Source organism: Streptococcus sanguinis (assembly GCF_019928825.1).
Lineage (GTDB): Bacteria > Bacillota > Bacilli > Lactobacillales > Streptococcaceae > Streptococcus > Streptococcus sanguinis_L.
In genome coordinates this window covers 279,740-302,539 of the sequence record NZ_JAHZOP010000003.1, presented here as the reverse complement: position 1 = coordinate 302,539, position 22,800 = coordinate 279,740, and the positions used below count along the sequence as shown (strand labels likewise).

Here is a 22,800-nt window from a genome sequence, read left to right as displayed (position 1 = left end):
CTTGAATAGGGCTTTTCCTTTTATCAGTTGTAATCTTGTATTGAAATTTTGAGGATAGTGGTATTCAAAAGCTGTGCTTGGATTTTCATCCACCAGAAATACAGTTTGCATTGATATAAACGTTGTTTTAAGGAGCTTTTACTGCTATACTAGAATATATGCAATGAGATAGGAGAGTGTATGACTTTCAGGAAATTCCGCTTATTAATGTCAAAATACGGTTTCAGCATCATTATTATGCTATTGGAGCTGGTCTTTGTCTTTGTTGCGTTTTTCTATTTTAATGAAATTGCACCCAACTGGCTGTCAGTGGCGATGATTGTCTTCCTGTATATTGGGACCATTTTAGCGATTGTCAACCGCAATATGCCGCCCGAGAGTAAGGTGACCTGGCTTTTGATTGCCGTGGTGCCGGTCTTTGGTTTCCTGCTCTATCTGATGTTTGGCGAGCGACGACTGTCTAAAAAAGAAATGATTCAGCTGGAAAATATGGACTCTATGAAATTTCGAGAGGACAATAGCTATGAACTCCGTGTTCAGCTGAAAAAGGAAAACAAGTCAGCCTACGGTATTATCAAATCACTGCTGAGTATGGACAATAATGCGGATGTCTATGACGGTACAGCTTCTCGCTATTTTCCCATCGGTGAGGAGATGTTTGAGGCCATGCTGGCTGACCTGCGGGCTGCTGAGAAATTCATTTTTCTGGAGTTTTATATCATTGATGAAGGGCTGATGTGGGACAGTGTTCTGGAAATCTTGGTCGAAAAAGCTGCGCAAGGCGTTGAAGTTAAACTGCTCTATGATGATATTGGCTGCATGGCTACTTTGCCGGGCGATTATACGCGTAAGCTGCGCAAGATGGGCATCGAGGCTTATAAATTTAACAAGGTGATTCCGCGAATGACGGTATCCTATAACAATCGTGACCACCGCAAGATTTTGGTCATTGACGGTCAGGTTGGCTATACTGGCGGCATCAATCTGGCTGACGAGTATATCAATCATATCGTCCGTTTTGGCCACTGGAAAGATGGCGGTGTCCGCTTGGAAGGTCGGGCAGTCAAGGCTCTGACGCGGCTCTTTCTCATGAACTGGTATATCAATCGTGGGGAAATTACAGACTTTGACAAGTACCATCTGGAAAATAAAGCTGTCGAAGGCAAAGGGCTTTACGTTCCCTATGGCAGCGGGCCTAAGCCTATTTATAAGGTTCAGGTTGGCAAAACGGTCTATCAAAATATCATCAGTCAGGCTACGGACTATGTCTACATTACCACGCCTTATCTGATTATTGACTATGACCTGACGGAGGATATTAAGAATGCTGCTATGCGGGGAGTGGATGTCCGCATCGTGACTCCTTTCATTCCGGACAAGAAGCTGATTCAGATTGTTACCCGTGGAGCCTATCCGGATCTGATGGAAGCAGGTGTTAAGATCTTTGAGTACACGCCAGGGTTTATCCATAGTAAGAACGTGGTGGCCGATGATGAATTTGCTGTGGTAGGGACGATTAACTTTGACTACCGCAGTCTGGTGCACCACTATGAAAATGCAGTTCTGATGTACCATACGGAGAGTATCCCAGCTATCAAGGAAGATTTTGAAGCCATTTTTGAGGCTTCTGAGGAAATTCTTCCTGAAAATCTTGATAGCAGCTGGTATCGTCGCCTTATCAAAGAAATCATGCAGCTCTTTGCACCTATGCTCTAATGCCGGAGGAGGGTAAGTTCTGCAGAAATATACAGAAAATCTGAGGCGGAAGTCTCAGATTTTTTTGTATGTGCTTTTGCGGTTTGTGCTGAGATGTGTTCTTGTTATTTTTGCTTTTATATGGGGACGGATTTTTGCTCTGTTTTTACGAATGTAAAAAATAAAGGAATTTTTTAAGATGATAATGGAGAAAATTTCCAGTCAGCCGCTTGCTTATGAAACGAGAGAATATCGCTGTTTTCGGGAACTGGAGGAGCTGGCTAGAAGCTATAATGCTCAGAAGAAGGGTCAAGAGAAAGCTGACAGGAGGACAGGAATTTGATATACTAGATGGGACTGATATCAAGGAGAATATTTTATATGCATGATACAACGGAAGAAAAAGTTTTAGAAGTTTCAGAAGAGCAGCTGACTAGGGCTGAAAGGTCTGAGCAAAAAATTACCAAGCCAGAGCCGACGCCCTATTTTTTGACGCTCTTGTGTAGTTTGGCTATCAGCCTGCTGAGTGTGGTCAATCCTTTTTTGACCAACCTAGCAACGAATTTACAAAGTCAGAATCTCTATGCCGGCTGGGCCATGACTCAGGGGCAAGTGCCTTATTCGCAAATATATGGGACTAGTGGTCTGCTTTACTATCTGATGGCTTGGACCAGCAGTCTGGCTTTTGGCCAGCTTTTGTGGATGGTCTTTCAGACGCTGGCTCTGTGGCTGGCTGGACTTTTCCTGCACAAGACCTTGGTGCTCTTACAACCTAAACAGGACCTATCACGCAGTCTCTTGCTGCTCTTTTACCTGCTAGTCTTTGCCCTTGGATTTGGCGGTCTTTACTCTAGTATTTTTGTTCTGCCCTTTATTTTTTGGAATCTATCTTTTTTGGTGCGCTATTTGCAGGATTCAATCAAGGATGAAAAGTTCATTCTATATGGAGCTTTCGGAGCTCTTGCTTTTATGATTGATCCGGTTTCCAGCCTAGTCTTCTATTCTTTGACTGCTCTGGTGCTTTTGGTCTACAATATCGCAGCCAAGCGTGCGGCTCGAGGCTTCTATCAGCTTTTAGCCGGTCTCTTTGGCTTCTCAGTGATTTTTTATCCTATCGGCTACTTTACTGTTGCCAATCAAACCTTTGGCCAGGCTATCAGTCAGGTGACCTATGCTTGGGATTCCATCAGCTTGATTGGCAGTCATAGTCTTTCTAATTTGATTTATTATGGCTTGCTGACAGTCGGTCTAGGTTTTATTTCCGCTTTGGGTGTCAATCTCTTTTCAAGAGAAAAGGGACAAGCAACCAGCCTGCGCGTCTTGCGCTTTATCGGTCTGCTAGGGCTCTTCATTACTGTCTTTGCGGCTTTTATCCTGCCAGATCAGGGCAGTTATCAACTGCTTCCTGCCCTGCCTTTTGCCATGATTCTTTTTGCTTTGTGGTTCAATAAAGGCAAGCAGCAGGAACCAGGGCGTCATCGTCGGGATCGTCGTCGCCCTACGATGTGGACTTCTTATCTCTCAGGCCAGTTCTTTCTGCCACTCTTAGCCATCTTTTATCTGATTGGCTATCCTTTGGTGAATGAGTATATCCTTTCCAGCGGTGTCTCTGCTGAAAGAAGCGAGGCGGCTCAGTATATTAAGGAAAAGACCAAGGATGGGGATACCATCTATGCTTGGGATACCTCGGCTAGTCTGTATCAAAAGAGCGGCCGCCTATCAGCTGTCTCTCTCTTGTCTCCAACTTTGTATGTGGGAACGGCTGAAAATCGTTTGGGTCTTCAGAATGGACTTGAAAACAGTCAGCCCAAGTATATTTTGGTTAACAATGATGTCAAACTGCTGTCAGATGTGAAACAGCTAATTTCCAAAAATTATAAGGAAGCTGACCTCAAACTTGACCATTTCAAGCTTTATCAACTTAAGTAGTAAAAAATCAATATGTTGTGTATAAAAAGAAAAAATAACTTTTTTGCCACAACATATTGATTTTTAATTTTAACGTGCTATAATGAGTCTTGTATCGACTTATTTATAAAATACTGTTCTTTGGATGAACTGCTGTCGGAGATTTCTTGGAAATTTCTTCGCAAGTGATAGGTTTAAAGAGACTTGATTTGTCCTAAGGGCAGAGAAAAGGAAGTGTTCGTGATGATTTTAAGGGAAGAGAAGTTTGAAATTGCTCCAGCGATTTATGTGGAGAAGCGGGATGGCCGTAGAGTGGCTTTTGATGTGTCAAAGATCTATAAGGCTATGGTGCGGGCAGCTCAGGAAGTCGGTCCGCTGAATCCAATGCTGGAAGCCAAGCTAGAAGCTATCACAGACCGCATTGTGGCAGAAATCAGCAGTCGCTTCGCTAAGTATGTCAAAATCTATGAGATTCAGAACATTGTTGAGCATGAGCTTTTGAATGCCAAGGAATATGCCATTGCAGAGAACTACATCACTTACCGCACCCAACGGGATTTTGAGCGCTCAAAAGCGACTGATATCAACTTTACCATCGACAAGCTCCTCAATAAAGACCGCACGGTAGTCAATGAGAATGCCAATAAGGACAGTGATGTTTTCAATACCCAGCGGGATTTGACAGCTGGGATTGTTGGCAAGTCCATTGGGCTTAAGATGTTGCCGCCTCATGTGGCCAATGCCCACCAGAAGGGGGACATCCACTACCATGATTTGGACTACAGCCCTTATACACCGATGACGAACTGCTGTCTGATTGACTTTGACGGCATGCTGAAAAATGGCTTCAAGATTGGCAATGCAGAAGTAGAGAGTCCCAAGTCTATTCAGACTGCGACAGCGCAGATCTCGCAAATCATTGCCAATGTAGCTTCCAGCCAGTATGGCGGTTGTTCGGCCGACCGGATTGATGAAGTCTTGGCGCCCTATGCTGAGCTTAATTATCAAAAGCATCTCAAGGATGCAGAGCAGTGGGTTTTGCCGGATAAGCGGGAAGAGTACGCCTGGGCGAAGACCAAGAAGGATATCTACGATGCCATGCAGTCGCTGGAGTATGAGATTAATACTCTCTTTACTTCTAACGGTCAGACTCCTTTTACTTCGCTGGGCTTTGGTCTGGGGACCAATCGTTTTGAGCGGGAAATTCAGAAGGCTATTCTCAATATCCGTATCAAGGGACTGGGAAGCGAGCACCGCACAGCAATTTTCCCTAAGCTGATTTTCACCCTTAAGCGCGGGCTTAATCTTGAGCCGGGAACGCCTAACTACGACATCAAAGAACTGGCTCTGGAGTGTGCCACTAAGCGTATGTATCCAGATGTCCTTTCCTATGACAAGATTATCGACTTGACTGGTTCTTTCAAGGTGCCGATGGGCTGCCGTTCTTTCCTACAAGGCTGGAAGGATGAAAATGGTCAGGAAGTCAACTCCGGCCGTATGAATCTAGGTGTCGTTACTGTCAATCTGCCGCGGATTGCGCTTGAATCTGAGGGGGATTTAGATAAATTCTGGGAACTCTTTAATGAGCGGATGAATATCGCTGAGGACGCTTTGGTCTACCGAGTGGAGCGGACCAAGGAAGCCAGTCCAGCCAATGCGCCGATTCTTTATCAGTATGGGGCTTTTGGCCAACGTCTGGGCAAGTATGATCAGGTAGACCAGCTCTTTACTCACCGTCGTGCAACGGTTTCCCTAGGCTATATCGGTCTGTATGAAGTGGCAGCAGTCTTTTACGGCGGCGACTGGGAGACCAATCCTGAAGCCAAGGACTTTACAGTTGCCATTGTCAAAGATATGAAGCGCCGGGTGCAAGAGTGGTCAGATCAGTATGACTATCATTTCTCTGTCTACTCAACTCCATCTGAAAGCCTGACCGACCGCTTCTGCCGTTTGGATACAGAGAAGTTTGGCGTCGTTCCAGATATTACTGACAAGGAATACTATACTAACTCCTTCCACTACGATGTGCGCAAGAATCCAACTCCTTTTGAAAAGCTGGACTTTGAGAAGATTTATCCTGAAGTGGGTGCTTCAGGCGGCTTTATCCATTACTGTGAATATCCTGTTCTTCAGCAAAATCCAAAGGCACTGGAAGCTGTCTGGGACTATGCCTATGACCGAGTTGGTTACTTAGGTACAAATACACCGATTGACCGCTGTTACAAGTGTAACTTTGAGGGAGATTTTACGCCGACCGAGCGGGGCTTCACCTGTCCAAACTGCGGCAACAGCGATCCCAAGACGGTCGATGTGGTCAAGCGGACCTGCGGCTACTTAGGAAATCCGCAAGCCCGCCCAATGGTCAATGGCCGTCACAAGGAAATATCAGCTCGGGTTAAGCACATGAATGGCTCGACTATTAAGTACGAAGGAAATTAAGATGGGAAAGTATCAATTGGACGACAAAGGAAAGGCTCAGGTGCAGCGTTTCCATGAAAAACATTCGCAGGGAGGCAGCGGCAAAAAAGAACGATTAGCCAAACTACGTCAGCAATTTTTAGAAAAGAACAAGAAACAATAGAAGTCAGAGTGGGGCGCAAGGCGGTCTCACTCTCTTCGTATCAGGAGGCACTATGGAGCTAAGACGACCGAAACTAGAAGACAAGGAAAAGATTTTAGAGATGCTGGCTGACTTTGAAGCGGCTGGTAGCCGACAGGACGGCTTCTTTGGTGGAGCAGATTTTGTTTATGAGGACTGGCTGGAGACGATTCAGCTAGCTGAGGCAGGTCTAGGCTTGCCGCAAGGTTTTGTGCCTTACATCCAACTAATCTCTTTTGCTGCGGATGGTCGGGCTGTGGGCTTTCTCAATCTGCGCTTGCGGCTCAATGACTATTTGCTCCAAGAAGGCGGGCATATCGGTTACAGTATTCGTCCCTCTGCGCGTGGGAAAGGATTGGCAAAAGAGCAGCTGCGACAAGGCTTGCAAGTAGCCAAAAGTAAAAATATAAAACGAGTCCTAGTGACTTGCGATTGTGATAATGCTGCCAGTCGGTCAGTGATTCTGGCTAATGGCGGAGCTTTAGAGGATATTCGAGGCGGGAAAGAGCGTTATTGGATTGATGTCGATTAAGGAGGGAGCATGGAGCTAAGACGACCAACTTTGGAAGATAAAGAAGCGATATTAGAGATGATTGCGGAGTTTGATGCTGCAAAATCCTATATGCACGGTGGCATGGGCTCCACTTGGAAGCGAGCAAAGGATTATGAGGATTGGTTGAAAATTGTAGAACGGCAGGAGGATGCTACCACGCTGCCAGCAGGTTGGGTTCCTGCCATTCAATTTTTATCCTTTGATGAGACTGTCCTGCCTCTAGGATTTTTAGCTCTGCGCCTATCCTTGAATGACAAATTATTTGTAGAGGGTGGCCACATTGGCTATTCTATCCGGCCCAGCCAACGAGGCAAAGGATATGGGAAGGAGCAGTTGAGATTAGGACTAGCAGCGGCTCGAAAGCAAGGACTGGAACGAGTACTGATTACCTGCGATGAAGACAACGAAGCCAGTCGTCGCACCATTCTCTCTGCTGGCGGTGTTTACGAAAATACAATCGATAGAAGTCAGCGTTACTGGATAGAGCTAGATGGGGAGGTGTCATGAATAATCCCAAACCTCAAGAATGGAAAAGTGAGGAGCTGAGTAAGGGGCGAATCATTGACTATAAGGCCTTTAACTTTGTGGATGGTGAAGGTGTCCGTAACTCCCTCTATGTCAGTGGCTGTATGTTTCACTGTGAGGGCTGCTATAATGCAGCAACCTGGTCCTTCAACGCTGGTATTCCCTATACCCAAGAGTTGGAGGAGCAGATAATGAAAGACTTGGCGGAGCCTTATGTGCAGGGACTGACTCTCCTAGGCGGCGAGCCTTTTCTCAATACAGGTATTCTCCTGCCCTTGGTCAAGCGGATTCGGAGAGAGCTTCCGGACAAGGATATCTGGTCCTGGACTGGCTACACCTGGGAGGAGATGATGCTGGAAACGGAGGATAAGCTGGAGCTGCTGAGTTTGATTGACATTCTAGTGGACGGCCGTTTTGACCTTACCAAGAAGAATCTCATGCTGCAGTTCCGTGGTTCTTCTAATCAGCGCATCATTGATGTGCAGAAATCCCTTCAGTCAGGCCAGGTAGTCATCTGGGATAAGCTGAATGATGGCCTCCAGGCCTATGAGCAAGTTGACAGGGATAAGATGCTTTAAAAAATAAGTAAAATGCTGGTATAAAAGAGGTTTTGCCTCTTTTTTCTGTTGTCAAAAACAGTATAAAATATCGGTTTTTCGAGAAGAAAGAAAGAATTTACCGAAAATTAATACAGACTGTCCTTTTTTGTCAACAAATTTTGGAAAAAACTAAAATATTTTTAAATATTTTAGTGTATCATAATGCATTTATGATATAATAAAATGTATTTATATCTCAGGGGAGAAAAAGGGAGAATTATGAATCAACATAGGAGAAATGTGCCTGCTTCTAAAAAGGGGAAGAAGCTGAGGCTCTTTAATGCAGCTTTACTGACATTGGTAAGCTTGGTTTCAGGTTTGCTTGTTTTTTCTATATTTAAAAATAATGTTCTGGCGTTTCATCACCTGAACCTTATTTTGTCTGCTCTTTTGGCGGCTGTTATTTTACTGGCAGCCTTCTTTGTATGGAAAAATAAGTTCAAAGTCCTGACCATGGTGCTTTTGCTTGTGACTTTGCTGGTATCCTCAGGAGCTATGTACGGGGTCAAGGAGCTGATGGACTTATCTAGAGGTGTGAACTCCACCTCAAATTACTCTGAAATTGAAATGGCCGTTTATGTCCGGGCGGACAGCGACAAATCAGATGTGACTCAGCTGAAGAAGCTGACGGCTCCGACTGAAAATGGAGACAAGGACAATGTAACGGCTCTTCTGGCTCACATCAAGAAGACTAAAAAGACAGAACTCACTGTAGAAAATAGCTCGTCTTATATCGCAGCCTACAAGGCCCTCATCAATCAAGAGACCGAGGCCATTGCCCTCAACAGCTCATTTGGAGATATGCTGGCTTCTCACGATGCTGACTATGCTTCAAAGATAAAGAAAATCTATACTTATAAAATTACCCGTCAGGTAGAGACCGGCAAGCGCAGCGATGATGCCAATGCGGATGTCTTTAATATCTATGTCAGCGGTATCGATACTTATGGCTCTATCTCATCTGTCTCACGCTCAGATGTCAATATCATCATGACGGTCAATCGCAAGACCAAGAAAGTCCTCTTGACTACAACTCCTCGTGATTCTTATGTGGCGATTGCAGATGGAGGAGCTGGACAGATGGACAAGCTGACCCATGCAGGGATTTACGGGGTAGATGCTTCTGTCCACACGCTGGAAAATCTTTACGGTATTCGCATTGACTACTATGTTCGTCTGAATTTCTCTTCTTTCCTCAAGCTGGTAGACCTGCTGGGTGGGATTGATGTTGAAAATGACCAAGAATTTACTAGCCGACACGGCAATCATCATTTCCCAGTAGGGAAAGTCCATATGAACTCAGATCAGGCACTAGGCTTTGTTCGCGAACGTTACTCTCTTCAGGGGGGCGACAATGACCGCGGAAAAAATCAAGAAAAAGTTATCGAAGCAGTCATTAAAAAGCTGACTTCAACCAGTGCTTTGAAGAACTACAACGAGATTATTTCCGGCTTGCAAGATTCTATCCAGACCAATATGGAGCTGCCTGTTCTTATGAATCTGGTCAATACCCAGCTGGAGTCAGGTGGAAGCTATCAAGTTCAGTCACAAGCCATCAGCGGAAACGGTCGTATGGATCTACCATCCTATGCTATGCCAGATTCCAATCTCTACATGATGGAAATCCAACCGGAAAGCCTTGATAATGCTAAGGCAGCGATTCAGCAGGTAATGGAAGGGAAAACACCATGATTGATATCCATTCTCATATTATCTTTGATGTGGACGATGGTCCTAAGACCTTTGAGGATTCCAAAAAACTGCTGGAAGAAAGTTATCGACAGGGAGTTCGGACCATCATTTCTACCTCTCATCGCAGAAAGGGCATGTTTGAAACGCCTGAAGAGACCATAAGCGCTAACTTTAAAATGGTGAAAGAATTGGCAGAGCTTGTAGGGCCTGACTTGACGGTTCTCTATGGGGCAGAGGTTTACTACACCAGCGATGTGGCGGATAAGTTGGAAAAGGGAATTTTCCCCAGTCTAGCTGGCACACGCTATGTGTTGATTGAGTTTAGCATGGCGACGCCCTATAAGGATATCCATAAAGGCTTGGCTCAGATTCTGCGCTTAGGTCTAACACCGGTCGTGGCTCATATCGAGCGTTATCACTGTCTGGAAAATGATGAAAAGAAGGTGCAGGAACTCATTAATATGGGCTGCTATACTCAGATTAATAGCTCCAGTGTTCTGAAGCCCAAGCTGCTAGGAGACTCGCATAAATTTATGAAAAAACGGGCTCAGTTCTTTTTGGAGAAGGACTTGGTCCACTTTGTTGCCAGCGACATGCACAATCTAAGTCAGAGACCGCCCTTTATGAAGGAGGCCTTTGACATCGTCGCTAAGAAATACGGTTCCCGCCGGGCAGAGGCCCTCTTTGGCGGTAACCAAGCATTATTATTGAAAAATGAATTGATTTAGGGGAAAAATGGAAAAACAAGAAAAGCAAATCGTAGAAATCGATATTCTGTCCTTGCTGAGAGCCCTGTGGCTGAAGAAATTCACCATCGTATTGGGAGCGGTGCTCTTTTCTTTGCTGGCTTTTGGCTACAGCGTCTTTATTGCTAAGAAAATGTATCAGAGCACCACACGCATCTATGTGGTTAGCCGTCAGAACGAAACGCAGGCAGCTTTGACTAATCAGGACTTGCAGGCAGGGTCTTACCTCGTTAAGGACTTTAAGGAAATCATTCTGTCACAGGCGGTTCTATCACAGGCAATTAGTGAGCTGAAACTGCAAACGTCACCAAGAGAGCTGACGCGTCACATCACCGTTTCCGTTCCGGCGGATACTCGTATCGTTTCGATTACGGTTAAGGATGACAATCCAGAGGAAGCGGCTCGCATTGCCAATGCCTTTCGTAATATCGCCGCTGAGAAAATCATCGAAGTGACAAAAGTTTCTGATGTGACAACTTTGGAAGAAGCAACAGTCCCAGCAGAGCCTTCTTCACCAAATATTCGGCGTAATGTTATCTTAGGATTTTTAGGGGGCAGCGTCCTGATGTCAATCTTTATCATCGCTGTCGAAATCCTGGATGATCGGGTGAAGAAGCCAGAGGACATTGAAGAAGTCATGGGCTTGACGCTGTTGGGCGTTATCCCAGATATGAACAGAATGTAAGGGAGAGAAAATGGCAACCTTAGAATTAGTTAGGAAAAAAAGGAACCTTGTCAAACTAACCGAGGAATACTACAATGCTCTAAGTACTAATGTACAGCTGAGTGGCGCCAATATCAAGATGGTCGAAATAAGCTCGGTGACGGCAAATGAAGGAAAGTCTACAACCTCAGTGAATCTCGCGGCCGCCTTTGCCAGAGCTGGTCATAAGACCTTGATGATCGATGCGGATATCCGCAACTCAGTCATGTCTGGTGTGTTTAGCAGTCAGAGAAAAGTATCAGGACTGACGGACTATCTGTCAGGACAGGCTGCCCTGCATGAAGTCATCAACGATACAGATCTGGACAACCTGGATGTGATCTTATCTGGTCCAGTATCACCTAATCCGACGGGGCTTTTGCAAAGCAAGCAGTTTGATGCGCTTTTGACTGATTTACGTGTTCGTTATGACTATATCATTGTGGATACTTCACCGATTGGTCTGGTCATTGATGCGGCTATCATCGCTCAGAAATGCGATGCTAGCTTCTTGGTGACACAAGCAGGCCATATCAAACGAAAAGCAGTCATGAAGGCTAAAGAGCAGTTGGAACAAACGGGAACTTCTTTTTTGGGTGTTGTCCTCAATAAATATAACATTGATTTGGAACGCTATGGTGCCTACGGAACTTATGGGGGATACGGCAGCTATGGCAATTATGGGAAATAATAGGGATTAAAGAGTTTTAGGATAATTGGGAGATTAGGAACATGACAAGAGCGAGAAAAAGAGTCATCTTAATTATTGTTGATATTATTTTGCTCAGTATAAGTCAGGGGATTTCAAAATTCTTCTTAGCAAAATATGTCGGGATAACGGATTTATCTTTTGTCTCTATTTTAATGGGGATTATTGTATTGTATTTGACATTTGCAACACTGTCGAATGTCTTTTCTACCATTACAAGGTATACAGATTACAAAACAATGTTTCGAGTGGGGGGCTCAATTTTGGGAGCTTACTCAATTGTATACGTTGTAGAGAAAATCTTTTACGAATCCACAAACAGTAGATATATTGTCCTTTCTATGCTGCTATCATTTTTGTTGGTTATTGCTTCAAGGCTGACCTGGCGGGAGATTCATGAATTCGTGCAGCACCCTTCAGCCTTACTGGGTAAGAAAGTAGATGGGACGAAGACCCTTGTTGTTGGTTCAGGGGATGGTGCTAGTCTTTTTATCAAGACAGCCCAGCAAAAATCAAAAGATTTGAAGATAGTCGCGATTGTAGATGACGATAAGAATAAGCAAAATACCTATCTTCATGGAGTAAAAGTTGTAGGAACAACTGAGCAGATACCTGAAATTGTAGGGAATTATGAAGTCGAACAAATTGTCATTGCCATTCCTTCGTTGGCTCCGGATGACTACGAACGAATCGTAGAGTACTGCCAACAGACGGAGGTCAAGGTCAATGCCATGCCTAAGTATGAACAGGTGATTACGGGGAAACTATCTGTCAGCAAACTTCAGGAAATTGATATTGCAGATCTGTTAGGGCGTAAAGAAGTTAAGCTGGATCAGCAAAGTTTGAAGTCCAATATTAAATGCAAGACAGTGCTTGTTACAGGGGCCGGTGGGTCTATCGGCTCGGAACTTTGCCGTCAGATTGCTCAATTCTGCCCAGCTAGGCTCCTGCTTCTAGGTCATGGAGAAAATTCAATTTATTTGATTCACAAGGAGCTGTCAAGCCGTTATAAAGATGATATTGAGTTGATTCCAATCATTGCAGATATTCAAGACAGAGAGAGGATTTTCCATATTATGGAAACCTATCGCCCTGATCGAGTGTATCATGCAGCAGCTCACAAGCATGTTCCTTTGATGGAGTACAATCCGACAGAAGCGGTCAAAAACAATATCTACGGCACACGAAATGTAGCAGAAGCAGCAAAGGCAGCTGGTGTCGCGAAATTTGTCATGATTTCTACAGATAAGGCGGTCAACCCGCCTAATGTTATGGGGGCAACTAAGCGTGTAGCAGAAATGGTCGTGACCAGCTTAAATGAAGAAGGAAAGACTCTTTTCTCAGCTGTTCGCTTTGGGAATGTTTTGGGCAGCCGAGGTAGTGTGGTTCCTTTGTTCAAGGAGCAGATTGCCAAGGGAGGTCCTATCACCGTGACGGACTTTCGAATGACACGCTATTTCATGACGATACCAGAAGCCAGCCGCTTGGTGATTCAGGCTGGGGCCTTGATGCAAGGGGGAGAGGTTTTTGTCTTGGATATGGGCGAGCCTGTGAAAATTTTGGACCTAGCTAAAAAGATGATTACGCTCAGCGGCCATACTGAAGAGGAGATTCAGATTCAGGAAGCAGGCATTCGACCAGGTGAAAAGCTTTATGAGGAGCTCTTGTCTGCCAAGGAAAAGGTTAATGATCAAGTCTATGAAAAGATTTTTGTAGGGAATGTTCAGTCACTGCCTAAGATAGAGGTGGATTCCTATGTGGACTCCCTTCTGACTCTTGGTGCAAATGACCTCAAGGATAGCCTGGTAAAGTTTGCACAGCAATAAGTTTTTAGGATAATCATGTATAAATTTTTTAAACGAACATTAGATATAGTCTTGTCATTCTTAGGAATGTTTGTCCTATCACCATTTTTTCTGTTTCTAGTACTTGCTATTAAATTGGATTCAAAAGGACCAGTTTTGTTCAAACAGAAGCGGGTCGGTCTGCATAAGAAACACTTCTATATTTTGAAATTCAGAACGATGCGAATTGACACACCTAAGGATACTCCAACTCATTTACTTGAAAATCCTGAGCAATGGATTACAAAGGTTGGGAAATTTCTTAGGAAGACATCTCTGGATGAGTTGCCTCAGATTTGGAATATTTTTGTGGGTGATATGAGTATCATAGGTCCAAGACCGGCTCTTTGGAATCAGTATGATTTGATTGAAGAGCGAGACCGCTATGGAGCAAATGATGTTTTGCCAGGTCTGACAGGATGGGCTCAGATTCATGGGCGAGATGAGTTGCCGATTGCCAAGAAAGCTGAATTGGACGGCTACTACGTCCAGCATTTGTCTTTTGGATTAGATGTCCGCTGTTTCTTTGGAACCATTAAGAGTGTTGCTAAGAGCGAAGGTGTTGTCGAAGGCGGCACGGGAAATATGGAAAAGAAAGATTAAAGGCTGATGAAAAGAATATTAATTACGGGAGAGGGTAGCTATATCGGCCGGAGCTTTAAGAAGTATGTTTCCTCACGGGAGGATGTTCAGGTTGATGAGCTAGACGTCCGCGGGGAAACCTGGAAGGAGAAAGATTTTTCGTCTTTTGATGTAATTTTGCATTTGGCGGCGATTGTCCATATCTCCAACCCATCAAAAGAGATGGAATCGGTATATAATCAAGTCAATACTCAGCTACCTTATGAATTGGCTCAAAAGGCTAAACGCGAAGGTGTCAAACAGTTTATCTTTATGAGCAGCATGAGCGTCTATGGCGAAATTTTGGGAGATCGGGTTATCACAAAGGAGACACAAGAGAGTCCTGATTCTTTTTATGGCAAAAGCAAACTAGCTGCTGAGCAACTTCTAGCGGAATTGGAGAGCGAAGATTTCAAATTAGCAGTTTTACGGCCGCCCATGGTTTATGGTCATCAAACTAAGGGAAATTATAAGCGACTGTCAAAGTTGGCTCAGAAGCTACCAGTCTTCCCTTTGGTTCAGAATGAACGTAGTATGATTTATATTGATAACCTTTGTGAGTTTATCAGACTGATTGTTCAGAATCAAGACAGCGGTGTTTTCTATCCTCAAAATCAGGACTATGTCAATACCTCTCAGCTAGTCAAAGAAATAAAACGGACTCATGGTCAGAGAGTAGTCTTGCTGCCTGCATTTAACTGGATTTTAAAAAGATTGTCCCGCTATGTTTCGACTCTAAATAAGCTGTTTTCAGATTTAACTTATGAAAAAGAGATGTCTAGCTATTCTCAGTCTTATCAGGTGGCAGATTTTAGGAGGTCTATTGAGAAGACGGAGAAGGGAAACTAGTTTAGGATGAATGGGGGGATTGTTAGTGAAGTTTTCGGTATTGATGTCTGTCTATCAGAGGGAGAATCCGGATTTCTTAAGAAAGAGTCTAAATAGCGTTCTTATAGAGCAGAGCCGAAAGCCAGATGAGCTTGTCCTGGTAGAGGATGGGTCGCTGACAGAAGAGCTTTATCAGACGATTCAAGATTTCAAGGAAACATTTCCAGAGATGAAAGTTCTACTCTTAAAGGAAAATGTCGGATTGGGAGAAGCTTTGCATCGGGGAGTTGAGGCTTGCTCTTATGATTGGATTGCTAGAATGGATACAGATGACATTGCGACACCGGACCGTTTCCAGCAACAAGTGGACTATATTGAGCAGCATCCGCAGTTAGATGTTTTGGGTGGCAATATCATAGAATTTGACACGGAACCAGATCAAATAGTGGCAGAGAAACAAATGCCGCTTTCCCATGAAGAGATTATAAAAAGGTTGCAACGGAGAAATCCTTTCTGTCACATGACGGTCTTTTTTAAGAAATCATCTGTTTTAAAAGCAGGCAATTACAAGCCCTTGCCTTTAGTGGAAGACTATTATCTTTGGGCGAGAATGGCTGCTCAGGGCTGTCGTTTCGCCAATCTTAATCGGGTCTTGGTTTATGCTCGCGTCGGAAACGGCATGCATACGAGAAGAAGCCAGACAGAGCAGATTGCCAGCTGGAAAGTAGTCAACACTTTTTTGCTGTCACATGGTATGTTGAACCAAGGGCAATATTATCAAAATATGTTGATGATTCGCGCTTTTGTGGGAACGCCTATTTGGATAAAAGCGTTTATTTATAAGTATCTGCTTAGAAGAAAGTAATCTTCTTTACAGACAGAGCAGTCTAGCTTAGACAGGGAGAAAGCTAGGAGTTAGGGGGATATAGGATGAAAAGTTTAGGAAGGAGGGAGAAATGATTTCTGTCGTGATGGCGACCTATAATGGGGCGGATTTTATTTTGGAGCAACTAGACTCTATCCGCACTCAAAAGCTGAAGCCTGATCAGGTCATTATCTGTGATGACTGTTCGACAGATCAGACAGTGGCACTAATCAAGGACTACGTCACCAAGCACCAACTGACTGATTGGCAGTTGATTGAAAATCAGGAAAATTTGGGCCATTATCGAACTTTTATAAAATTAGCGAGTTTAGCTGAGCACGATATTGTTTTTTTCGCTGATCAGGATGATAAATGGCTGCCTGATAAAACAGCTGCCTTGCAGAAAGTGCTGTTAGAAACAGACGCTGCTATGGTGTATGGCCAGTCTTACTTGATTGATCAAAATGGTCAGGTCATCAAGGAGCCCAAGGTTTCAGGAGACAGGCAAGAAAGAAATCTAGCTTGGCTTCTGAAAAAATGGCCGTCAGGTTATCAGACAGCTTTTAGAAAGTCGGTACTGGCTGATATCTTGCAGCAGCAATATACGGATTATCCTGGATTTGATTATCATGACGTTTTATTTGGTATGCTGGCTCCATTGTATGGAAAAGTTGTTTGCTTGGACCAGCTTCTAGATCAGCATCGCATTCATCAGGCGAATGTAACCCAGTCTGCGTCGTCGCTTAGTTTTAACAAAACAAGGTTATCTAGGATTAACTATTTACAGAAGGTCATCAGTCGCTATGAGTCTGTGAAAAAAATCGCAGAGGAGCGACAGATTTCTGAGGCGGATCATCGCCAGGTTACTAGGGCTTTGGCCTTGACCAATCTTAGACTGAAATTATTACAGTCTAGAAATCCATTTTGGGCTTTGGGCCTAATGTTTCAAATAAGGGAGTATCGAACAATAAAAGATTTCATCAGTGATTTGGTATACACCTACTCACTGAATGGACTTGCTAGGAGATTATTGAAAAAGTTTGGGAGGTAAGAAAAATGAGAGGAACCAGTAAGATTGAATGGGAGTTGGCTTTGGGAGAACGCTTCAGCCCCATGTATCAGAAAATTACGGATGATAAATTAAAGGTTTTGCAAAAAGCCTATTTACAAATGTATAAAAAATTTGATGCAGAGTGTCGTCGGCATCATATTCATTCCTACATGGTTGCAGGGACCTTGATTGGTTCTTTGCGACATGGGGGCTATATCCCTTGGGACGATGATATCGACTTAGTGATGTTCCGAGAGGACTACAATCGTTTGCAGGAAATCTTTGCGGACAGCGAGGACTTCGAGCTGATCTCGCCTGCGGATGCGACAGACAGTGTCTTTAAGGTTCTAAAGCTGCAGAGCAAGTCACTGACCTACTATGATGTTTTAGGAGAAGGTTTCAGTAAAAAGAAACATCTTTATCTTGATATGCTGCCAATTGACTTTGTCCCAGAGAATAACATGCTTCGCAAGCTCAAAGGTCTTCTATTCAGAGCCTTGGATTTGTCACACAACAGCTCGCGCTGCTATACGAAGTTTACTCCGCATCTGACCTATATGGCTAAAGAATCCAAAGAACTCAGACAAAATCTTTGGATTAGAAGACTGATAGGCTTCCCTTCTTTTATCATGGGGCCGGCTAATATGTATAAGTTGATGGAAAAACTCATCCAGTCTAATAAGAAGACTTCAAAAATAACAATTGCTTATGGTGTCAAAGGCTATTTGGGAGAGACAATCGATTATGAAAGTTTCTATCCAGCTAAGAAGTATTCCTTTGAAGGCTATGAGTTCGATGGACCTAATGATGCGGACAAGTATCTGACTAATCGCTACGGTGATTACATGACACCGCCTGAAAGAAAAGAACAGACAGAACGTCATGTCAGACTGAGAGATAATTGGGTTGAATTAATAGAAGGAAGATAATGGTTTTTTTACTAATTTTGGGAGGCCTTTTCCTATTGTTTTTGACAATCAAAACAGTAGGAAGAGACTACGCTAACCCGGCTTTTATATATCTGGCAATATGGATGATAGCAAGCATTTTTACTGCATTTTATTCATCCAAATGGGGAGAGGGACTTTCTCTGATAACGGTCACAGTTATCTTTGTTGGAAATGCCATTTTTTTAATGGGAGTCCTGTTGTCATCGAATTTGTTTGCTGAGAGGAAGTTGGACGCCAAACCTAGTCAAATAAAGGTGAGTAATTTTTTCATTATTTTAGTTCTCTTATTTTTGGCTTATGCGGTCAGGTTTATTTATTCCGATTTGCTTTATTTGGCGGCGCAGAGTAAGCAGGTACCGGGGGGATTGTTTAAAACTATTGAATTGGCTCGGCATATGACTACAAATTATGATTTCTCTCTTAGTCGTCTTAGCCTCAATTTGTTGCGGGTTAACTTTTCCTTAGGAATTGTTTTCTTCTATTTTTTCTGTGAGTCTCTTTTTTCGGGAAAAGATGGCATTTTTTACAAGGGAAAGTTACTGCTGGTTAGTCTGATTTCTTTAGGTGTTTCCCTCTTGTCTACCGGACGTACGGAGTTGCTGGGCTTGGTTGCAGGCTATGCTATTGTGTATATGTTGTTTTTCTCGAAGTATTATTCGTGGAAAGACAGCAGGTATGGTGTGAAGCTTTTTCGATCTTTGCTGATAATTGGATTTGTATTCCTTGTCTTATTCATGGCGGTTGGAACCTTTGTTCTCAATCGAGTGGATAGTCGGGCAGAGTTCGGAATTTTAGATAATTTGGTTAAATATATGGGTTCACCCATTCAGGCTTTAGACTATTATCTGAAAAATCCTACTCTTTATAGCGATAATCAAGTCTTTGGAGAAAATACTCTTATTGCTATCTATGGAACATTGAAATCCCTCGGTCTGTCTAGCCATGATCTGACACCTTTCTTGCCTGTTGTTCATTTTAACGACGATAAAACCAATGTTTACACAATTTATTACTACTTTATCAAGGATTTTGGCTATTTCTCAGTCCTTATCTTTCAGCTTTTATATGGCTTCTTTTACGGAAGTTTCTACTATTCTATCAAAAAACGCTATTTCACCCCGCTAAAGGTTATTGTTTTCGCTTTATTTGCGTATCCTTTAGTCATTTCATTCTTTCAGGAAACTTTGCTGTCATTGCTGACAACCCATATTAATCGGATTATCTATGCTTTTGTGATTTATATGGCAGCTGATTTACTGAGTAGAGTACGATTTACAACGAGAGGAAGGAAAGTATCGGTATGACGACATCGGCTCTGATATTTGCAGGCGGCACAGGCAGCCGCATGAATACTAAGACCTTGCCCAAGCAGTTTTTAGAGTTGCACGGTAAGCCTATTATTATTCATACGATTGAGCACTTTGAAGACCATCCAGCAGTATCGGACATTGTGGTTGTCTGTGTAGACGGCTGGCTGGACTACTGCAGGGATTTATTAGCTAGGTTCAATATTAAAAAAGTCAGTCAAGTGGTTCCTGGTGGAAAGACTGGACAAATGTCTATCTTTAATGGTCTCGCTGTTTTACGGGAAAAGTACAAGAACGATGACGACTATGTTTTGATTCATGATGGTGTTCGCCCCTTGATTGACGGGGGAATTATTTCTAAAAATATTGAAACAGCCAAAAAGTATGGGGCAGCTATTACGGTTAAGCCGGTTATCGAAACAGTTATTCAGGTCGATGAGGCGGATGTTATTAATCAGGTTATCGAGCGTTCCACTTGCCAGACAGCTGTCGCCCCTCAAACCTTCGCGCTTTCAAAGATTCACTCCTTGCATTTAAAAGCTCAGGCAGAGAATCAGTTTGATATGACAGATTCTGCGACACTGGCTCGTTATTTTGGACTCCCTCTGCATACAGTCATGGGGGGCAGTGAAAATATCAAAATTACGACTCCATCTGATTTTTATATTTTTAGAGCGATTTACGAAGCGCGTGAAAATGCACAAATTTTTGGTTGATATGGGAAATAATACGATTTTACAAAAGGATATGGAAGACCTAGCTGCTGTCAGTCCTATTCTCAGAGAACTGAGCAATGTCACAGTCTTGGTAACTGGAGCAACCGGACTTATAGGCAGACACTGTATTTCCACCTTGATGGCTTTAAATGATTTGTACGATGCCAATGTCAGAGTAGTGGCCTTGGCGCGAAATCAGAAAAAAGCGGAAGATCTATTTCAGGATTTTTTACATAGTGAGAATCTGAAGCTAGTGTATGCTGATTTGCTGTCAGATTGGCAGATAGAGGAGGATTTGGATTATATTATCCATGGAGCCAGTGCGACGGACTCCTCTTTTTTCGTTGAGCATCCTGTGGAGACAATTGATCTAGCCGTAAATGGAACGAAAAAACTGCTGGAGCTGGCTAAAAATAAGCAGGTTCACAGTATGGTCTATCTCTCTTCTCTGGAAGTCTATGGGACGACAAATCCTGATGCTTCCAGCATTAGCGAGAAAGATTACGGTTATTTGGATCCAACCAGTGTTCGTAGCAGTTATTCGGAAAGCAAGCGCATGGCAGAGTCCTTGTGTGTAGGCTATTGTCATCAGTATCAGGTACCAGTGAAAATGGCTCGTTTGTCACAAACCTTTGGCCCAGGTGTGAGCTATGAGGACAACAGAGTTTTTGCGCAGTTTGCGCGTGCTGTCCTTGAAAAGAGAGATATCATTCTCCGAACTAAAGGGGAAACTGTTCGGAACTACTGCTATACCAAAGATGCCATTGAAGCCATTTTTTACATTCTGCTGAAAGGCCAAGCAGGTCAAGCTTATAATGTCGCTAATAAAGAAACGGCTATTTCCATTCGTGAGATGGCGGAGATGGTTATTGAACTAAGCGGTAGCAATGAAACGAAGTTGGTCTTTGATTTGGCAGATGATGTGGAAAAGCTAGGATATAATCCGACAGTCAAGATTCGTCTCAATACGGACAAGCTTGAGAGTTTGGGCTGGCAAGCTCATACTGATTTAGAAACCATGTTTTTACGTTTGATTGAGAGCATGGCAGCAGATAGGAAGGAATAGGAGGGCAAATTTGTCTGGTGGATTTAAAAAAATAATAGCTAATTTTTCCTATGTTGTCTTGTCCAATTTGCTGACAGTAATAGTTTCTTCTCTGGTTGTCTTGATTTTGCCTAAGATTATGGGTGTAGAGGAGTATGGCTACTGGCAACTCTATATTTTTTATTTATCTTATGCCGGTTTTGTTCATCTGGGTTGGGTGGACGGAATCTACCTTCGCTACGGTGGTTTAGAGTATGCCGATCTGGATAAAGAAAAGTTTTTCTCTCAGTTTCTCATGCTTTTGATCTATCTGACAGGGATTGGAATTTTATTTTTCTTAGGAACTTCTGCCTTTATTAGAGATGAGAGCAGTCGGTTTGTTTTTATACTTTTGGTTTATACTATGTTGGTCACCAATCTGCGCTTTCTCTTTGTGTACGTTTTGCAGATGACTAATCGACTAAAGGAAAGTTCTTATGTTGTCAGTGGAGACCGACTCCTCTATTTACTGCTTTTGCTGGTCTTTATTTTCGTGGGTTTCCGAGACTTCAAAATTATGGTCTATGCAGATTTGATTGGTAGAGTTGTTTCTCTTTTTTATGCCATGTATCTATGCCGAGATATGGCCCTGCGACCTCTCTATCAGTTTAAGCTTGATATACGGGAAACTGTTCGCAATATTGCTGTCGGAATCAATCTGATGCTATCAAATGTAGCCAGTATGCTCATTATCGGGACGGTTCGAATGGGGATTCAAAAGGTATGGAACATTGCTACATTTGGGAAAGTATCCTTGACCTTGAGCATTTCCAATCTGCTGATGACCTTTATCAACGCTATCGGTTTGGTCATCTTTCCAATTTTGAAACGAACGGACGAAAGCAAGTTGCCTAAGATTTACAATCAGTTGCGGAATGTCCTTATGGTTTTTATGTTTGGTGTTCTTTTGCTGTATTATCCCCTGAAAATAGCTTTGGACAGCTGGCTACCGGCTTACAGAGAGTCCTTGATATTTATGGCTCTGGTCTTTCCTATGTCTGTCTACGAGGGCAAGATGGCTCTGCTTATCAATACCTACTTAAAAGCCTTACGAATGGAGAGGCAGATTTTTAAAGTAAATGTTATTGCCATGCTTTTAAGCTTTGCTACTACCTTGATTTTTGCAGTTTCTTTGCGCAATCTGAATGCTACAGTGCTGTCTATCGTGCTGCTGCTGGCGACTAGGAGTATACTGGCAGAGCTAATCTTAGCCAAGAGGATGCAGATCGAAGTCGTCAAAGATATCTGGGTTGAGTTGCTAATGACGCTTGTATTTATTGCTTCGAATTGGTTTTTATCAGTTTATCTAGCTGCTGCAGCTTACGGATTTGTCTATCTGACCTACAGCATTTACAAATACAAAAGTTTGAAAGGTCTGCTCCAGCAATTGCGGGCTCGTTGATACTCGAGAAATTATAAATAGTTTAACAATCTAAATGCTAAGCCCTGTCCGGGCTTTTTAGGTTTGTAATGTAGCGTTAGCATACAAAGCTACTTGTAAAGTTACTCTGGCTACAATCAGTTTGCTGAACTATACATTGTATATAGTGGAAATGAAAGACAATTTTTCCAGTAACTTATTGCGGATTATGGTATTTTTTGATAATAATTAGAAATTAGCTAAAATAATTCCGTTCTTTATGCCTGAGAATATAAATGGTTTTGCAAGTTATTCTACCATGAAGAGATTCCAAAAGGCATCAGGAGAGCAGAGCTGCTAGGATAGCAAATTGGGCTAGTTTTTGGTATTTTAAGTAAGTGCAGAATTCGGCGGTCAACTATAGAAAGAGAAATACCTGTTAGTT

Annotated in this window: 22 protein-coding genes; all 22 read left to right on the top strand. The window is 43.0% G+C overall.

Annotated features, from left to right (window positions below):
* Positions 1 to 180: 180 nt before the first annotated feature.
* Positions 181 to 1,716 carry a cardiolipin synthase gene (cls, locus tag K1J09_RS07580; protein ID WP_223323739.1) on the top strand — a complete coding sequence of 512 codons (1,536 nt, stop codon included), beginning with the start codon at positions 181 to 183 and terminating at the stop codon, positions 1,714 to 1,716.
* A 178-nt stretch (positions 1,717 to 1,894) separates the two neighbouring features.
* Positions 1,895 to 2,038 (top strand): hypothetical protein, encoded by a 144-nt coding sequence (locus K1J09_RS07575; RefSeq protein ID WP_002905558.1) that lies wholly within the window; start codon positions 1,895 to 1,897, stop codon positions 2,036 to 2,038.
* Positions 2,039 to 2,076: 38 nt separating this feature from the next.
* Positions 2,077 to 3,624 carry a heme transporter CcmD gene (locus K1J09_RS07570; protein ID WP_223323738.1) on the top strand — a complete coding sequence of 516 codons (1,548 nt, stop codon included), beginning with the start codon at positions 2,077 to 2,079 and terminating at the stop codon, positions 3,622 to 3,624.
* 222 nt (positions 3,625 to 3,846) lie between these two features.
* Positions 3,847 to 6,042, top strand: a complete 2,196-nt coding sequence (gene nrdD, locus K1J09_RS07565) for an anaerobic ribonucleoside-triphosphate reductase (protein WP_223323737.1) — start codon at positions 3,847 to 3,849, stop codon at positions 6,040 to 6,042.
* 1 nt (position 6,043) lies between these two features.
* The gene (locus tag K1J09_RS07560; protein ID WP_002894059.1) at positions 6,044 to 6,184 is read left to right on the top strand and encodes a hypothetical protein; all 141 of its coding nucleotides are present in this window, start codon (positions 6,044 to 6,046) and stop codon (positions 6,182 to 6,184) included.
* A gap of 52 nt (positions 6,185 to 6,236) precedes the next feature.
* Entirely contained in the window at positions 6,237 to 6,734 is a 498-nt protein-coding gene (locus K1J09_RS07555) for a GNAT family N-acetyltransferase (protein ID WP_223323736.1), read from the top strand.
* 9 nt (positions 6,735 to 6,743) lie between these two features.
* The gene (locus K1J09_RS07550) at positions 6,744 to 7,262 is read left to right on the top strand and encodes a GNAT family N-acetyltransferase (RefSeq protein WP_223323735.1); all 519 of its coding nucleotides are present in this window, start codon (positions 6,744 to 6,746) and stop codon (positions 7,260 to 7,262) included.
* Entirely contained in the window at positions 7,259 to 7,858 is a 600-nt protein-coding gene (gene nrdG, locus K1J09_RS07545; protein ID WP_002899261.1) for an anaerobic ribonucleoside-triphosphate reductase activating protein, read from the top strand. The genes K1J09_RS07550 and nrdG overlap by 4 nt, the downstream gene beginning before the upstream one ends.
* A 240-nt stretch (positions 7,859 to 8,098) precedes the next feature.
* Positions 8,099 to 9,571, top strand: coding sequence for an LCP family glycopolymer transferase CpsA (gene cpsA, locus K1J09_RS07540; protein WP_438873659.1), 1,473 nt, complete (start codon positions 8,099 to 8,101; stop codon positions 9,569 to 9,571).
* The gene (gene cps4B / locus K1J09_RS07535; RefSeq protein ID WP_223323733.1) at positions 9,568 to 10,299 is read left to right on the top strand and encodes a capsular polysaccharide biosynthesis protein Cps4B; all 732 of its coding nucleotides are present in this window, start codon (positions 9,568 to 9,570) and stop codon (positions 10,297 to 10,299) included. Before cpsA ends, cps4B begins: the two co-directional genes overlap by 4 nt.
* 7 nt (positions 10,300 to 10,306) lie before the next feature.
* Positions 10,307 to 11,002, top strand: coding sequence for a Wzz/FepE/Etk N-terminal domain-containing protein (locus K1J09_RS07530; protein ID WP_002894051.1), 696 nt, complete (start codon positions 10,307 to 10,309; stop codon positions 11,000 to 11,002).
* Positions 11,003 to 11,012: 10 nt separating this feature from the next.
* The gene (locus K1J09_RS07525; RefSeq protein WP_002902059.1) at positions 11,013 to 11,711 is read left to right on the top strand and encodes a polysaccharide biosynthesis tyrosine autokinase; all 699 of its coding nucleotides are present in this window, start codon (positions 11,013 to 11,015) and stop codon (positions 11,709 to 11,711) included.
* A gap of 41 nt (positions 11,712 to 11,752) precedes the next feature.
* Entirely contained in the window at positions 11,753 to 13,555 is a 1,803-nt protein-coding gene (locus tag K1J09_RS07520) for a polysaccharide biosynthesis protein (protein ID WP_223323732.1), read from the top strand.
* A gap of 15 nt (positions 13,556 to 13,570) precedes the next feature.
* On the top strand, positions 13,571 to 14,176 hold the full coding sequence (locus tag K1J09_RS07515) for a sugar transferase (RefSeq protein ID WP_125330741.1): 606 nt from the start codon (positions 13,571 to 13,573) through the stop codon (positions 14,174 to 14,176).
* A gap of 6 nt (positions 14,177 to 14,182) precedes the next feature.
* Entirely contained in the window at positions 14,183 to 15,043 is an 861-nt protein-coding gene (locus K1J09_RS07510) for an NAD-dependent epimerase/dehydratase family protein (protein WP_223323731.1), read from the top strand.
* 10 nt (positions 15,044 to 15,053) lie between these two features.
* The gene (locus K1J09_RS07505) at positions 15,054 to 15,887 is read left to right on the top strand and encodes a glycosyltransferase (protein ID WP_185758645.1); all 834 of its coding nucleotides are present in this window, start codon (positions 15,054 to 15,056) and stop codon (positions 15,885 to 15,887) included.
* Positions 15,888 to 15,978: 91 nt separating this feature from the next.
* On the top strand, positions 15,979 to 16,938 hold the full coding sequence (locus tag K1J09_RS07500; protein WP_125330744.1) for a glycosyltransferase family 2 protein: 960 nt from the start codon (positions 15,979 to 15,981) through the stop codon (positions 16,936 to 16,938).
* Between the two features lie 5 nt (positions 16,939 to 16,943).
* Entirely contained in the window at positions 16,944 to 17,867 is a 924-nt protein-coding gene (locus K1J09_RS07495; RefSeq protein WP_002907804.1) for a LicD family protein, read from the top strand.
* Entirely contained in the window at positions 17,867 to 19,192 is a 1,326-nt protein-coding gene (locus K1J09_RS07490; RefSeq protein ID WP_126434985.1) for an O-antigen polymerase, read from the top strand. The genes K1J09_RS07495 and K1J09_RS07490 overlap by 1 nt, the downstream gene beginning before the upstream one ends.
* A complete protein-coding gene (ispD, locus tag K1J09_RS07485) occupies positions 19,189 to 19,911 on the top strand; it encodes a 2-C-methyl-D-erythritol 4-phosphate cytidylyltransferase (RefSeq protein ID WP_125330746.1) in 723 nt (240 codons plus the stop codon). The genes K1J09_RS07490 and ispD overlap by 4 nt, the downstream gene beginning before the upstream one ends.
* Positions 19,892 to 20,977: an NAD-dependent epimerase/dehydratase family protein gene (locus K1J09_RS07480; RefSeq protein WP_223323730.1), complete on the top strand. Its 1,086-nt coding sequence runs from the start codon at positions 19,892 to 19,894 to the stop codon at positions 20,975 to 20,977. Before ispD ends, K1J09_RS07480 begins: the two co-directional genes overlap by 20 nt.
* 10 nt (positions 20,978 to 20,987) lie before the next feature.
* A complete protein-coding gene (locus tag K1J09_RS07475) occupies positions 20,988 to 22,397 on the top strand; it encodes a lipopolysaccharide biosynthesis protein (protein ID WP_223323729.1) in 1,410 nt (469 codons plus the stop codon).
* The last annotated feature ends 403 nt before the right edge of the window (positions 22,398 to 22,800 follow it).

Excerpts from the sequence above, each read along its gene's own strand:
- cps4B (WP_223323733.1), top strand. The coding sequence starts at position 9,568 with ATGATTGATATCCATTCTCATATTATCTTTGATGTGGACGATGGTCCT.
- nrdD (WP_223323737.1), top strand. The coding sequence starts at position 3,847 with ATGATTTTAAGGGAAGAGAAGTTTGAAATTGCTCCAGCGATTTATGTG.
- K1J09_RS07550 (WP_223323735.1), top strand. The coding sequence starts at position 6,744 with ATGGAGCTAAGACGACCAACTTTGGAAGATAAAGAAGCGATATTAGAG.
- K1J09_RS07500 (WP_125330744.1), top strand. The coding sequence starts at position 15,979 with ATGATTTCTGTCGTGATGGCGACCTATAATGGGGCGGATTTTATTTTG.
- cpsA (WP_438873659.1), top strand. The coding sequence starts at position 8,099 with ATGAATCAACATAGGAGAAATGTGCCTGCTTCTAAAAAGGGGAAGAAG.
- K1J09_RS07495 (WP_002907804.1), top strand. The coding sequence starts at position 16,944 with ATGAGAGGAACCAGTAAGATTGAATGGGAGTTGGCTTTGGGAGAACGC.
- K1J09_RS07490 (WP_126434985.1), top strand. The coding sequence starts at position 17,867 with ATGGTTTTTTTACTAATTTTGGGAGGCCTTTTCCTATTGTTTTTGACA.
- K1J09_RS07510 (WP_223323731.1), top strand. The coding sequence starts at position 14,183 with ATGAAAAGAATATTAATTACGGGAGAGGGTAGCTATATCGGCCGGAGC.
- K1J09_RS07515 (WP_125330741.1), top strand. The coding sequence starts at position 13,571 with ATGTATAAATTTTTTAAACGAACATTAGATATAGTCTTGTCATTCTTA.
- K1J09_RS07480 (WP_223323730.1), top strand. The coding sequence starts at position 19,892 with ATGCACAAATTTTTGGTTGATATGGGAAATAATACGATTTTACAAAAG.
- K1J09_RS07530 (WP_002894051.1), top strand. The coding sequence starts at position 10,307 with ATGGAAAAACAAGAAAAGCAAATCGTAGAAATCGATATTCTGTCCTTG.
- K1J09_RS07575 (WP_002905558.1), top strand. The coding sequence starts at position 1,895 with ATGATAATGGAGAAAATTTCCAGTCAGCCGCTTGCTTATGAAACGAGA.
- K1J09_RS07560 (WP_002894059.1), top strand. The coding sequence starts at position 6,044 with ATGGGAAAGTATCAATTGGACGACAAAGGAAAGGCTCAGGTGCAGCGT.
- cls (WP_223323739.1), top strand. The coding sequence starts at position 181 with ATGACTTTCAGGAAATTCCGCTTATTAATGTCAAAATACGGTTTCAGC.
- nrdG (WP_002899261.1), top strand. The coding sequence starts at position 7,259 with ATGAATAATCCCAAACCTCAAGAATGGAAAAGTGAGGAGCTGAGTAAG.
- K1J09_RS07520 (WP_223323732.1), top strand. The coding sequence starts at position 11,753 with ATGACAAGAGCGAGAAAAAGAGTCATCTTAATTATTGTTGATATTATT.
- K1J09_RS07505 (WP_185758645.1), top strand. The coding sequence starts at position 15,054 with ATGGGGGGATTGTTAGTGAAGTTTTCGGTATTGATGTCTGTCTATCAG.
- K1J09_RS07525 (WP_002902059.1), top strand. The coding sequence starts at position 11,013 with ATGGCAACCTTAGAATTAGTTAGGAAAAAAAGGAACCTTGTCAAACTA.
- ispD (WP_125330746.1), top strand. The coding sequence starts at position 19,189 with ATGACGACATCGGCTCTGATATTTGCAGGCGGCACAGGCAGCCGCATG.
- K1J09_RS07555 (WP_223323736.1), top strand. The coding sequence starts at position 6,237 with ATGGAGCTAAGACGACCGAAACTAGAAGACAAGGAAAAGATTTTAGAG.
- K1J09_RS07570 (WP_223323738.1), top strand. The coding sequence starts at position 2,077 with ATGCATGATACAACGGAAGAAAAAGTTTTAGAAGTTTCAGAAGAGCAG.